This is a genomic window from Arthrobacter sp. ZGTC212 (genome assembly GCF_002929255.1).
Taxonomy (GTDB): domain Bacteria; phylum Actinomycetota; class Actinomycetes; order Actinomycetales; family Micrococcaceae; genus Arthrobacter_B; species Arthrobacter_B sunyaminii.
Genome location: NZ_PJIJ01000003.1, coordinates 587,119 through 600,765, shown reverse-complemented (window position 1 = coordinate 600,765; position 13,647 = coordinate 587,119). Strand labels below are relative to the sequence as shown.

Below are 13,647 nucleotides of genomic sequence, written 5' to 3'. Positions count from 1 at the left end.
TTGCTCCTCCGACTGGACTTGAACCAGTAACCCTTCGATTAACAGTCGAATGCTCTGCCAATTGAGCTACGGAGGAAAGCGCGAGTTCTACTATACAGGGTTTTTGGTGTGTATATGCACATCCGGGTGTGTTCCGGATCTCATCATCCGTTCCCCCGACCACCCACCGGCACTGCGCCAAAACACCGGCACGGGCCAACAACCTCCATATCAGTCCCGCCGGTGGAAGTGCAAGGGGAAGCATGGATTTGCCCGTCAACAGCAGCTATTGCTGTTGACCCCGTCCGGGGACGTTCATACCGTTCCCCACGCCGCTTCGGGCAGGCTTCGAACCCAAGCGCCAACTGTGGCTGCCGTCGTGGTGGCCCCGCAATGTACTCAAGGGAGAGTTCCATGAAGGTACCGCGTTTACTCACCGCTCTTTTTCTGACCTCGGCGCTGGTCCTGCCGACGGTTCCGGCGGTGGCCGTGCAGCAGGATGGAAAGCGTCCACCGGGACAGTCCAAACAAGACACCCTGCGCCGAGCCGCACCGAAGGACTTCAACATTGGTTCAGCCGTTGCCGGCGGCGGTCACCACGAGACTCAGGACTACCCCGATCCCTTTACCTTCGACAAGGAATACCGCAGGCAGCTTGCCGCTGAGTTCAATTCAGTGTCACCGGAGAACCAGGCTAAGTGGGAATTCATCCATCCGGAAAAGGATGTCTACCGCTTCGCCGAAATGGATTCGATTGTTCGGTTCGCCCAAAAGAACAAACAGGCAGTGCGCGGCCACACACTCTTCTGGCACAGCCAGAATCCGCAGTGGCTGGAGCAGGGAAACTTTTCGAAAGAGGAGCTCCGCGGGATCCTCAAGGACCATGTGCAGACCGTGGTGGGCAGGTATGCCGGAAAAATCCAGCAATGGGACGTAGCCAATGAGATCTTCAACGACGACGGAACCCTGCGCACCACTGAAAACATCTGGCTCCGGGAGCTGGGACCGGACATCATTGCCGACGTCTTCCAATGGGCACATGAGGCCGACCCTTCGGCGAAGCTTTTCTTCAACGACTTCGGGGTCGAGGACATCAACCCGAAGAGCAACGCCTACCTTGAACTCATCCCCCGGCTGCAGGCACAGGGCGTGAAGGTTGACGGATTCGCCATCCAGGGGCATCTAAGCACCCGGTACGGCTTCCCCGACGCCCTTCAGGCTAATCTGCAGCGCTTTGATGATTTGGGTTTGGAAACGGCCATTACCGAAATCGATGTCCGCATGGACATTGTTGCCGGCACCGAGCCGACCTCTGAGCAGCTCGCGCAGCAGGCGGACTACTACCAGCGTGCCCTCAAGGCCTGCCTGTCAGTCGAGGACTGCAACTCATTTACCATCTGGGGCTTTACGGACAAGTACTCCTGGGTTCCGGTGTTCTTCACGGGTGAGGGTGAGGCAACAGTCATGGAGGAGGACTTCACGCGGAAGCCCGCGTACTACGCCCTGCGGAAAACCTTGAAGGATCCCTCTTCTGTCCCTGACGATGGAGGCGGGTCGCAGCCGCCGCCTACCGGCGAAACTCCCGGCGGCGTGACATCCGGCTTCGAGACAGGGACCGACGGATGGGCTGCCCGCGGGGACGGCGTCCTGATTGCCCAAAGCTCTGATGCCCGCACCGGGACCGGTAGCTTGCTGGTCACGAACCGTTCCCAGGACTGGCACGGCGCCGCCCTCGACGTCACCGGCGCCCTGCCTGTCGGTGCCGCCGTTCGGATCTCCGTGTGGGCCAAACTCGCCCCCGGACAGCAGCCGGCTTCGCTGAAGATCTCCGTTCAGCGTGATAACGGGGGCGGGAGCGCCTTCGAGGGCGTTGCTGGTGCGGCCGCCACTGTCACCGCCGACGGCTGGACCGAGCTCACGGGCACATACACCCTCGGTGCGGCTGCGGACAAAGCGCAGGTATACGTCGAAGGAACGGCCGGAGTGGATTATTTGCTCGATGACTTCAGTCTCGCGGCGGTTCCGGAGATCCCCATCCAAACCGATGTCCCCTCGTTGAAGGATGTCCTCGGTGCGCAGGGAATTGAACATGTGGGAGCAGCGATCGACGCGCGCGAGACAGCAGGCAGCGCTGCTAACCTCATGCGGAAGCATTTCAACGCCTTTACGCCTGAGAACGCCGGCAAGCCTGAGAGTGTGCAGCCCGTCGAAGGACAGTTCACCTTCACCCAGCTTGACCAGCTGCTGGATTTCGCGGACGCCAACAATGTCCAGGTGTACGGGCATGTGCTGGTTTGGCATTCCCAAACCCCGGAATGGTTCTTCAAGGACGGTTCCCGGGACCTCACCCGCAATCCAGCCGACCGGGCCCTGTTGAAGGCGCGCATGGAGGCCCACATCAAGGGCATCTCGGATCACATCAACGCCCGCTACCCGAACGGGGACAGCCCCATCTGGGCCTGGGATGTTGTCAACGAGACGATCGCTGACGGTGACACCGCCAACCCGCACGATATGCGGGACAGCCGCTGGTTCCAGATCCTTGGTGAGCGCTATGTCGACGAGGCGTTCCGACTCGCCGACCGGTACTTCCCGGAGGCCAAGCTCTTCATCAACGATTACAACACTGAAATGCCCGCAAAACGTGCGGACTATCTCGACCTGATCCGTGCGCTGGAAGCCCGCGGCGTGCCCATCGACGGTGTGGGCCATCAGGCCCACGTCGACGTCGCCCGTCCGGTCCAGTGGCTCGAGGACTCAATACGGGCTGTTGAGAAGGTCAATCCGGATCTCCTTCAGGCGATCACTGAGCTCGACGTAAACGCCTCCACCGAGAACCAGGGCGCGGACGTCGGCGGAGCACCCGTGGACCCCTACTCGCCGGCTTTCGAGAACGACGCCGATGCCGCAGCCGAAGTGGGCTATTACTACCGCGATCTGTTCGCCATGCTGCGCAGGCAAAGTTCGGCGATCGATTCAGTCACGTTCTGGGGCATCAGCAACGCACGCAGCTGGCTGCGGACCTGGCCGATGGCCCGGCCGTGGGAGCAGCCGCTCCCGTTCGACGATGATCTGCAGGTCACACCGGCTTACTGGGGCATCGTGGATCCCGCGAAACTGCCGGCCCGGCCTGCCGACGTCCTGGCTCCGCGGATCGCCGACCAGCCGGACGTGGTGGTTTACGCGAAGCGGGCCGGCCGGGCAAAAGTGTCCTACCCGCTACCCTCGGCCATCGACACCCTTGACGGAAAGGTGCCGGTGAACTGCTCTCCGCGACGCGGCGGTTCCTTTGCCGTGGGGACAACCACGGTCACCTGCACAGCCACGGATGCAGCCGGGAACACGAGGACCAACAGCTTCGACGTGGTGGTGAAGAAGCACAGGCACTCCGGACGGCGCTGACCGCCGCATCACCCACATAAAAAATGAGGCCCGAACCGGTATTCCCGGTTCGGGCCTCATTCATTTGCTCCTCCGACTGGACTTGAACCAGTAACCCTTCGATTAACAGTCGAATGCTCTGCCAATTGAGCTACGGAGGAAAGCGCGAGTACTACTCTACAGAGGTTTTGCGGGGAAGCGAAATCGGTGCCTGCCAGAGGCCCTTACTGGTCTCCCCGCAACGCCCTGCGCTGCATTTCCAGCTCCATCAGCTCACGGTTCAACTGTTGGAACAGGGCCGGGTCCGCCGACGGATCGAGCCGCTGCAGCTGGCCCAGTTTCTCGGCTTTCAGATGTGTCACCTGGAGTTCGAACAGCCGGTTGAGGATGTCCCGGCAGTACCGCTGCAGGGCATCGTTGTCCCGGGCGTGCAACGGTGTTACCGCTAGTTCGCTGACGAAGTCGCGGAGGGTGTCCGGCAGTTCCTGACGGACCTGTTCCACCCATTGTGCCGGTGCGGTGCCGGCATGCCCGGCGGCAATGATGGCGTTGTGCACGGCAAGGTAGGCCGGAACGGAGAAGCGGGCCGCTTTGAAGCGTTCCCACTGCCCCTCATCCAGCAGTCCCGGCTGCTGCAAGGCCACTTCCAGTGCCTGCCGCTCCATGCGGGCGGCGGGATCCCTCGGGTCCGGCCGGGAAAAGACCGGCTCCTCCAGTACCGGTTCCGGCACGGACTGACCGTAACCGCCGCCGCTGTCCTGAGGCTGCTGGTAGCCTTGGCGGCTCCCCTGCTGGGCCTGTTGCTGGCCTCTGCGGTCCCGGGATTCGTGCTGGGAGCCGCGGGCGTCGTCGCGCCCCGCAGCGGACGGTGCGGACTTGCCGTGCGTACCGCCTTCCCGTAGGCGTTTGGCAGCCGACGAGACGGCGCGCGTGACATCGTCGACGTCGGTGCCCAGCCAGCCGGCGAGCTCGCGGGCGTAGGCCGGGCGCATGGCGGGATCGCGGATTTCCGCCACCACCGGTGCTGCGGCACGCAGCGCCTGTACGCGGCCTTCGACTGTATTGAGATCGAATTTGCGCAGCGTGGAGCGGATGGAGAACTCGAACAGCGGCCGCCGGGAGCGGATGAGCTCAGCGACGGCGGTGTCTCCGTGTTTCTGCCGGATGTCGCACGGATCCATGCCCTCCGGGTCTACGGCAACATAGGTCTGAGCCGTGAAGCGCTGGTCCAGATCGAAGGCTTTCAGCGCAGCCTTCTGTCCCGCGGCGTCCCCGTCAAAGGTGAAGATCACCTCTCCCCCGGAACCGTCATCGGAGAGCAGCCTCCGGGCAATCTTGACGTGGTCCTCGCCAAAGGCGGTGCCGCAGGTGGCGACGGCGGTGGTGATCCCCGCGAGGTGGCAGGCCATAACGTCCGTATAGCCTTCGACGACGACGATCTGCCGGTCCTTGGCGATGGACCGCTTGGCCAGGTCAATGCCGTACAGGACCTGCGATTTCTTGTAGAGCGCGGTCTCGGGGGTGTTCAGGTATTTGGGTCCCTGGTCATCCTCGTAAAGCTTGCGGGCGCCGAACCCGATCACGGCTCCGGTCAGGTCGCGGATGGGCCAGATCAACCGGCCGCGGAACCGGTCGTAGAAGCGGGAGGCGTCGGACCCGGTGGAGAACATGCCGGTGCCGGCCAGTTCCTCTCGGGTGAAGCCCTTGTCCGTGAGGTGTTTGAGCAGGGTGTCCCAGCCCTGCTGTGCATAGCCCACGCCGAAGTGGGCTGCGGCTGCCGGGTCAAAGCCGCGTTCCTGCAGGAAGTCGCGGGCCGCCTGGGCTCCGGGGGTGCGCAGCTGCGCGGCGAAGAACTCTGCCGCGATCTTGTGGGCGTCCAGCAGCCGCTGGCGCTTGCCGACGTCTTCGCGGCGCGGTCCGGTTCCGCCGTCTTCATAGTGCAGCTCGTAGCCGAGCCGGGCGGCGAGCTTTTCCACTGTCTCCGAAAAGGTGCCGTGGTCCATCTTCTGGACAAAGGAAATGACGTCGCCGCTCTCGCCGCAGCCAAAGCAATGGTAGGTGCCTACCTGCGGCCGGACGTGGAAGGACGGGGAACGTTCGTCGTGGAAGGGGCACAGACCTTTGTAGGAACCGATGCCTGCGGACTTCAGTGTGACATAGCCGTCAATCACGGCCTTGATGTCGGTGCGGGAGCGTACTTCGTCAATGTCTTCGCGTTTAATCAGGCCGGCCATGATCCCAGTCTATTCTTCCTGTCCTAACCGCCGTGGCTGGTCACGCGCGGCACGCCCAGGGGTCCGGTGCAGAAAGGCTCCGCACAAAGAGGATCCCGCACAGCCAATGGCCGCGCGGGATCCTCTCTGACTGCTACTGCGGATTACTGCTGATGGCTGCTGTCATCCTCCGCACTGTTTGCCCTGCGGCGGCTGGCCGCCATTGCGATGCCACCGGCCAGGAGCAGTCCGGCTCCGGCGGCGAGGAAGCCGACGGTTCCGTTGGCGCCGGTGGAGGGCAGATCCGGACGGGCCGGCTTGACCGGGGCCGGGGTGGGTTTCGGCGTCGGAGCGACCACCGAACTGTAGGTGTTGGTCACGGTAGCTTCAGCCCCGCCGCCGGCAGGGATCATTACCGGATCCGGCAGATCCGCCGCCACGTTCACGGTACTGGTTGCTCCGCTAACAGGTTCGGTAACGGTGCACTCGGTGCCGGTGGGGAGGTCCTGGAACCCTGTGCTGACAGCACCCGTGGTTCCGGCCGGAATGGTCACCGTTTCATCCAGGACCGTGCCATCCGGTCCGCACATAACCCGCAGGACGACTTCACCCTGCGCGCCCGACGCATCACCGGTGATGACCTTGGTAACCGTCAACGTCCCCGGCGCCAGGGTGTAGGTGTTGGTAACCGTGGCCGCGACAGTCTGAGCACCGACCACTGTTACCGGCTCCGGCAGGACCGTCGAGACCAGGACGGTCTCACTGGCTCCGCTGGTCGGTTCCGTGACCGTGCACTCAGTGCCGGCGGGAAGGTCCTCAAACGTCGCGGGAACATCCCCGGTCGTTCCCGCCGGAATTGTCACCGTCTCGCTCAGCACGGATCCGTCCGGACCGCACAGAACCTGCAGGACAACCTCACCCTGCTGCCCGGCGGCATCCCCGGCTATGGACTTGGTAACCGTCAACGTGCCCGGTGCGAAGGTGTAGGTGTTGGTCACCGCGGCTTCGGATCCTCCCCCAGCCGGAATGGTCACCGGGTCCGGCAGTTCCGTCGAGACCAGGACCGTCTCGGTGGCACCGCTGGTGGGCTCCGTGACCGTGCATTCGGTGCCGGTCGGAAGGTCCTCAAACGTGGTGCTGTCCGGATCCGTTGAACCGGCCGGGATCGTCACTGTCGTATCCAGTACCGACCCGTCCGGGCCACACCGGACCTGAAGGACAATTTCTCCCTGCTGGCCTGCTGCTTCACCGGTGATGGTCTTGGAGACCGTCAACGTGCCCGGAGCGAAGGTGTAGGTGTTGGTCACCGTAGCTTCGGTTCCGTCGCCTGCCGGAATAGTCACCGGGTCCGGCAGTTCCGTCGAGACCAGGACGGTCTCGCTGGCTCCGCTGGTCGGTTCCGTGACCGTGCACTCGGTTCCCGCGGGAAGGTCCTCAAACGTGGTGGGAACATCCCCCGTGGACCCCTCAGGGATTGTCACCGTCTCGCTCAGCACGGATCCGTCCGGACCACACAGAACCTGCAGGACAACCTCGCCCTGCTCACCGGCAGCTTCACCGGCTATGGACTTGGTAACCGTCAACGTGCCCGGAGCGAAGGTGTACGTGTTGGTCACCGTAGCTTCAGCTCCGTCCGCTGCCGGAATGGTCACCGGGTCCGGCAGTTCCGTCGAGACCAGGACGGTCTCAGTGGCACCACTGGTCGGTTCCGTGACCGTGCACTCGGTTCCCGCGGGAAGGTCCTCAAACGTCGTGGGAACATCCCCCGTGGACCCCGCCGGAATCGTCACCGTCTCGCTCAGCACCGACCCGTCCGGACCGCACAGAACCTGCAGGACAACCTCACCCTGCTCACCGGCAGCTTCACCGGTGATGGACTTGGTAACCGTCAACGTGCCCGGAGCGAAGGTGTAAGTGTTGGTCACCGTAGCTTCGGCTCCGTCCGCTGCCGGAATAGTCACCGGGTCCGGCAGTTCCGTCGAGACCAGGACGGTCTCAGTGGCTCCGCTGGTCGGTTCCGTGACCGTGCACTCGGTGCCGGCGGGAAGGTCCTCAAACGTCGTGGGAACATCCCCCGTGGACCCGGCCGGAATAGTCACTGTCGTATCCAGCACCGACCCGTCCGGACCACACAGAACCTGCAGGATAACCTCGCCCTGCTCACCGGCAGCTTCACCGGTGATGGATTTGGTGACCGTCAACGTGCCCGGAGCGAAGGTGTACGTGTTGGTCACCGTAGCTTCGGCTCCGTCGCCTGCCGGAATGGTCACCGGGTCCGGCAGTTCCGTCGAGACCAGGACCGTCTCGGTGGCTCCGCTGGTCGGTTCCGTGACCGTGCACTCGGTTCCCGCGGGAAGGTCCTCAAACGTCGTGGGAACATCCCCCGTGGACCCCGCCGGAATCGTCACCGTCTCGCTCAGCACCGACCCGTCCGGACCGCACAGAACCTGCAGGACAACCTCACCCTGCTCACCGGCAGCTTCACCGGTGATGGACTTGGTAACCGTCAACGTGCCCGGAGCGAAGGTGTAGGTGTTGGTCACCGTAGCTTCGGAGCCCCCGGCGGCGGGAATGGTCACCGGGTCCGGCAGTTCCGTCGAGACCAGGACGGTCTCAGTGGCGCCGCTGGTCGGTTCCGTGACCGTGCACTCGGTTCCCGCGGGAAGGTCCTCAAACGTCGTGGGAACATCCCCCGTGGACCCCGCCGGAATCGTCACCGTCTCATCCAGCACCGACCCGTCCGGGCCGCACTGGACTTGCAGGACAACCTCACCCTGCTCACTGGCAGCTTCACCGGTGATGGACTTGGTAACCGTCAACGTGCCCGGAGCGAAGGTGTACGTGTTCGTGACCGTCGCGCTCTCCGTGCCACCGGGGGTGATGGTCACCGGTGTTGGGATCTCGCTGCTGACCTGGACAACTTCGGTAGCTCCGGTAACCGGTTCAGTAATGGCACAGGATGCGCCCGACGGAATGTTCAGGAACTGCGCCCCTACCTCCCCTGTTTCTCCGGCGGGGATCTGGGAGGTCTCCTCGAACACGGTTTCACCGCCCAGGGTGCACAGGACATCAATTTCCACGGCGTCCTGGTTTCCGGCAGCCTCCCCGGTAATCACCTTGGTGACGATCAGGATGCCGGGGTTTTCGGAATACGTGTCTGTCACTGTAGCCGTGGCAGTGGCGCCTGCGGTGATGGTTACGGAATCGGGCAGATCCACCACCACGCCTATTTCAGTAGTCTCGCCCGTGACGGGTTCGGTGACGGCACAGCTGGCACCTTCCGGAATCCCCGTCAGGGTGCCCGCCGGAACGGTTCCGGTGGTGCCGGCAGTGACAGTGAAGGTCTCCTCTGCGACAACTGCGCTCTCCAAAGTGCAGGTGACCTGCAGGGTGACATCGCCCTGCTGGCCCGCAGCCACCCCCGCGATGGCCTTGTTCACGACCAGGGCTCCGGGGTTGACCGTGTACGTGTCCGTAAAGGTCACCTCAACGCCGTCGCCGGCCGGGACGGTTACTGCTCCGCCTGCCGGGTCAACCACCGTGGTGACGCTGACCTCCGTGGTCGCGCCGTCCGCCGTCTCTGTGACCGTGCAGGTGGTCCCGGCGGGAAGGCCCGGGAATTCCTCAGTGGTGGTTTCGATGGTTCCGGCCGGGATCGTGATGGTTTGGTTCAGGCCGGAGGAGCAGGTCACCTGCAAAGTGACGGTGCCCTGCCGCCCCGCACCGGTGCCGGCGATGTCCTTGCGGACCGCCAGGGTTCCGGGAGTGAAGGTGTAGGTGTTCGTCAGTGCTGCTGTGACACTTCCTGCGGCCGGAATCGTCACGGTCCCTTCCCCGGCCACCTCGACTGACACGGAAGTGGTCTCCCCCGTGGCGGTTTCCGTCACGGTGCAGCTGGTGCCGGCGGCGAGGTTGGGGAATTCGGCTGCCTCCGGAGTGAGGGTTCCCGCCGGAATGGTGACAGTGGTGTCCAGTACGGTGGCACCGTCCAGGGTGCAGACCACGGAAATTATCACCTCGCCCTGGGCGCCGTCTGCCTCGCCGGTGTTGGTTTTGGTGACCACCAGCGTTCCCGGAGTGAAGGTGTAGGTGTCAGTGACGGTTGCCGTTGCCGTTGACCCCGAGGGGATGGTGACGGCGGTCGGCACAATGGTAGTGCTGACCTGCACGCTTTCATTGGTGCCGTTGGTGGGCTCGGTGATGGTGCAGGCGGTTCCCGCCGGAATGTCGGTGAAGGTCTCCGACGGCGTTCCGGTGGTTCCGGCGTCGATGTTGAAGGTGAACTGGTATCCCGGTCCGCAGTCGATACTGATGACCACCGCGTCCTGGCTGCCGGCGGCCGGACCCTCTATCGACTTGGTAACCGTCAAGGCTCCGACCTCGAAGAAGGTGGCCGTGGCACTGGCTGCGGAGCTCAGTTCCCGGGTGTCCGCGAGGATCAGCTTCTGGGCAGTGTCCACCCCGGAGGTGGCGCCGTCATAGAGGTACACACTGCCGGTGGGAACGGTCACCACCGCACGGGCACTAATGGCGGCCGGCCCGGTGCCTCCGTCCTCGCTCCGCACCCACACCTGCGTACCGCTGGCAACGGGGTTGGTGAGCGGCACGGTGCCTGCGGCATCTGCGAAGAGACCGAACCCGTCGTCGACCGTCACGGTGATTTGATCTGCTTCAGAGGTCACGGTGTAGGGTCCGGCGACACCGGTCACTGCGGCTTCGGCAGTGGCGGGAGTGATCGAAATATCCGGGGCGTCCGGTTCCTCCAGCGGCCCGGCCGCGATGGTGGCGTTCACGATCGAGGCAACGGTTGAATACAGATTGTTACCACCGCGGTCGACAACGTAGCCGTCCGTGAAGAACCAGATGGCTGCCTGCACGGCCGCGGCCTTGTCATTGTTGTTGACACCGGTAGGGAGATTCGTACTCGGATAATAGGTATTCAGGATCCGGTTCACATATCCGATATTGGGAACGTTGGACTCGTCCCAGGTGCCGTTTTCGTACCCGATGCCCACCCGTGTGGAGGTGCGCAGATCGATGCAGTACATCTGGGCCGTCGTGGTCCCGCCCACTTCCTGGGTATTAATGACCCCCGCGAAACCCACGGTCTCTGGCTCGTAGCCCGCCGGACGGGTGGTGGGATAGGCGTCAATGGGCCAGGTGTCCCCGAGTGGCGGCAGCGCCCCGGAGATGTTCCGTCGTCCTTCACCCAGGGACGTGATCACAATGTCGGTGCCGGCGTCCGAGGTGGGAGCTTCCCCGCGCGGCGGTTCCGGATCGACGGCGGCGTTGGCCGGAGCACTCAGCGGGGCTCCCACCAGCAGCAGCGCCAGGAGTATCCCCGCCCAGATCCGCATACGGGAAGGCTGCGGGGGCGACCCGCGGCGGCGGCGACGGACGTTGACGTGTGGCTGGTCGCTCATGAAGAGTCCCCCGTGAGAGTTGTCCGGTAGAGGTGCTCCTGCGGCCAGTGGTAACCGAAGGGGTGGATGTTACACCTCAGAGCCGAAACACTAACGAGACACACCGGGGTCCACCAGAGTTAACGGGCCTTTTTCATCCGGGACAACCAGATATTTTTACCAGAGCGCCGGAACCGGGCCCACCAGCCGCTCGTGCAGTGCCAACGCGGACCCGTCAGTGAGTGAAGCGACCTGGTCCACGACCACGCGAAGCCGGGCGCCGTCGTCGGCCGCTTCCCGCCAATCGGCAGCGAACATGGGCTCCAGGTGCCGATCCCCCGTGGCGGCCAGCTGGGCTACCAGGGCGGTGAGGATCTCGCGCTGGCGTTCATACAGCGGCTGGCGCTGGTCGGTGGTCATCACGAAGGTGGTGGCCAGTCCCTTCATGACGGCGATCTCCAGCTTGGTCTCTTCCGGAACCACCATCTCGGCGTTGTAGCGGGTCAGAGGATCGGTGCCGTAGATGAGGCGGGTGGCTTCCAGCGCGCTGTTGCAGAACCGGCCGATCAGCTGGCTGGTCATGTCCTTGAGCGCGGCCATGGACCTGCGGCTGCCGTCGGACTCGCGGACCCACACCGGATCAGTTTCGAGCCTCTTGAGAGCCTCCTCAATCGCCGCGCCCTCGGTACCGGGCAGGTACCACTGCTGGGTGTAACCGATGACCCGGGCGCGCTGGTCCGGATTGTCCAGCCACTTGAGCTGCACGTGGCCGGCCACTATGGCGTCCTCAACGTCATGCACGGAGTAGGAAATGTCATCAGCCAGGTCCATGACCTGTGCCTCGAGGCAGGAACGGCCGGCGGGGGCGCCGTCGCGCAGCCAGCTGAAGACAGGCATGTCATCTTCATAGACACCGAACTTGGTGGTCCGGTGGCCGTTCACCAGCGGCGCATCGGCGATGGACCACGGGTATTTGCAGGCCGCATCCAGGGAGGCCCGTGTCAGGTTAAGGCCGGCCGGGCTGCCGTCCGGTGCGATGATCTTGGGTTCCAGCCGGGTCAGCAGGCGCAGGGTCTGCGCATTGCCCTCGAACCCGCCGATGGCATGGGCAATGTCATTCAACGCCGTCTCGCCGTTGTGCCCGAACGGCGGATGGCCCAGGTCATGCGAGAGGCAGGCGGCGTCGACGACGTCGGGATCGCAGCCCAGCGCATTCCCGAGTTCGCGCCCCACCTGGGCCACCTCGAGGGAATGCGTCAGCCGGGTCCGGACAAAGTCATCAGTGTCCGGAGCCACCACCTGGGTTTTGGCGCCGAGCCGGCGCAGCGCCGAGGAGTGCAGCACCCGGGCACGGTCCCGGCCAAACTGGGTGCGGTTGGTGTTCTTGGCAGGCTCGGTGACCCAGCGTGCAAGGTCAACATCGGTATAGCCTGCGGTTTGGAAAGCCTGCGGAAAGGTCATGGGTGTTTAGCCGCCTGAGATGTTGAGTTCCGCTGCGGAGATGATGGACTTTTGCGCGGCGTTAAGCTCCCGCGATTCCAGCCAGTTCTCCGGCAGCGCTGTCTTTTTGGGTGAGCCGGCCCGGCCACGCGGACCCTCGGCGTCAACTCCGGGATACGGAGCCTCGGGATCCAGCTGGTCCAGCAGCTCGCGCAGCACGGCGAGGGTGGGCACGGTGGCGAGCTGGGCGCGGAGGTCTCCGCCCACCACGTAGCCCTTGAAGTACCAGGCCATGTGCTTGCGGATGTCCCGCAGCGCCATCATTTCCCCGCCGAAGGTCTCCACCAGCAGTTCGGCGTGCCGGTACACACTGTCGGAGACTTCCTTCAAGCCCGGGCGGTGCCGGGTGTCGCTGCCCTCGAACGCCGCCTGCAGGTCGCCGAAGAGCCACGGCCGGCCCTGGCAGCCGCGGCCGATGACGACGCCGTCGACGCCGGTCTGGCGCACCATGGCGATGGCGTCTTCCGCGGACCAGATGTCGCCGTTGCCCAACACCGGAACGTCCGGCAGGGCTTCGCGCAACTCCGCGATGGCGTTCCAGTCGGCTTTGCCGGAGTAGAACTGGGATGCGGTGCGGCCGTGGAGGGCGACGGCGGCAACCCCTGAGTCGCGGGCGATGCGGCCGGCTTCCAGGAACGTGAGGTGGTCCTCGTCGATGCCCTTGCGCATCTTGATGGTCAGCGGGATGTTGCCGCGGGAGGCTTCCTTCACCGCGGTCTGCACGATGGCGGTGAACAGGTCCAGCTTCCAGGGCAGGGCCGAGCCGCCGCCCTTGCGGGTGACCTTGGGCACCGGGCAACCGAAGTTCAGGTCAATGTGGTCGGCGCGGTCTTCCTCCACCAGGATCCGGACAGCTGCGCCGACGGTCACCGGGTCCACGCCGTACAGCTGGACGGAGCGGACCAATTCGTCGTCGTCGTGCTCAATGATGCGCAGGGACTCCGGCGAGCGCTCCACGAGGGCACGCGAGGTGACCATTTCGGAGACGTACAGGCCGCCGCCGTATTCGCGGCAGAGCCGCCGGAAGGCCTTGTTGGTAATGCCGGCCATGGGAGCCAGGATCACCGGCGTGTCCACGGTAATGGGGCCCAGCTGCAGCGGCGGCAGCTCGAGCTTGAGTTCTGGAGATGAAACAGTCACACCCCCATTCTCGCAAGCCGGTGCAAATCCTG

At 64.3% G+C, this 13,647-nt stretch carries 5 protein-coding genes and 2 tRNA genes; 1 reads left to right on the top strand and 6 read right to left on the bottom strand.

Annotation, left to right across the window (positions count from 1 at the left end; genetic code table 11):
* Positions 1-3: 3 nt before the first annotated feature.
* Positions 4-76, bottom strand: a tRNA-Asn gene (locus tag CXQ89_RS14890).
* A gap of 317 nt (positions 77-393) precedes the next feature.
* Between CXQ89_RS14890 and CXQ89_RS18950 the strand changes: the two genes are divergently transcribed.
* Complete coding sequence (locus tag CXQ89_RS18950) at positions 394-3,381, top strand: endo-1,4-beta-xylanase (protein ID WP_258060118.1); 2,988 nt, start codon at positions 394-396, stop codon at positions 3,379-3,381.
* Positions 3,382-3,448: 67 nt separating this feature from the next.
* Here the strand turns inward: CXQ89_RS18950 and CXQ89_RS14880 are convergent.
* The 5 genes from CXQ89_RS14880 to dusB all read right to left on the bottom strand — a co-directional run bounded on the left by CXQ89_RS14880 (position 3,449) and on the right by dusB (position 13,615).
* Positions 3,449-3,521: transfer RNA gene (locus CXQ89_RS14880), tRNA-Asn, on the bottom strand.
* Positions 3,522-3,584: 63 nt separating this feature from the next.
* The gene (dnaG, locus tag CXQ89_RS14875) at positions 3,585-5,594 is read right to left on the bottom strand and encodes a DNA primase (protein WP_104161803.1); all 2,010 of its coding nucleotides are present in this window, start codon (positions 5,592-5,594) and stop codon (positions 3,585-3,587) included.
* Positions 5,595-5,737: 143 nt separating this feature from the next.
* Positions 5,738-10,996 (bottom strand): thioester domain-containing protein, encoded by a 5,259-nt coding sequence (locus CXQ89_RS14870; RefSeq protein ID WP_104161802.1) that lies wholly within the window; start codon positions 10,994-10,996, stop codon positions 5,738-5,740.
* Between the two features lie 156 nt (positions 10,997-11,152).
* On the bottom strand, positions 11,153-12,436 hold the full coding sequence (locus tag CXQ89_RS14865; protein ID WP_104161801.1) for a deoxyguanosinetriphosphate triphosphohydrolase: 1,284 nt from the start codon (positions 12,434-12,436) through the stop codon (positions 11,153-11,155).
* A gap of 6 nt (positions 12,437-12,442) precedes the next feature.
* Complete coding sequence (gene dusB, locus CXQ89_RS14860) at positions 12,443-13,615, bottom strand: tRNA dihydrouridine synthase DusB (RefSeq protein WP_104161800.1); 1,173 nt, start codon at positions 13,613-13,615, stop codon at positions 12,443-12,445.
* Positions 13,616-13,647: the final 32 nt, after the last annotated feature.

What these genes read in the sequence shown, in the direction of transcription:
- dnaG (WP_104161803.1), bottom strand. Translation starts at nt 5,594, where the DNA reads ATGGCCGGCCTGATTAAACGCGAAGACATTGACGAAGTACGCTCCCGC.
- CXQ89_RS14870 (WP_104161802.1), bottom strand. Translation starts at nt 10,996, where the DNA reads ATGAGCGACCAGCCACACGTCAACGTCCGTCGCCGCCGCCGCGGGTCG.
- CXQ89_RS18950 (WP_258060118.1), top strand. Translation starts at nt 394, where the DNA reads ATGAAGGTACCGCGTTTACTCACCGCTCTTTTTCTGACCTCGGCGCTG.
- CXQ89_RS14865 (WP_104161801.1), bottom strand. Translation starts at nt 12,436, where the DNA reads ATGACCTTTCCGCAGGCTTTCCAAACCGCAGGCTATACCGATGTTGAC.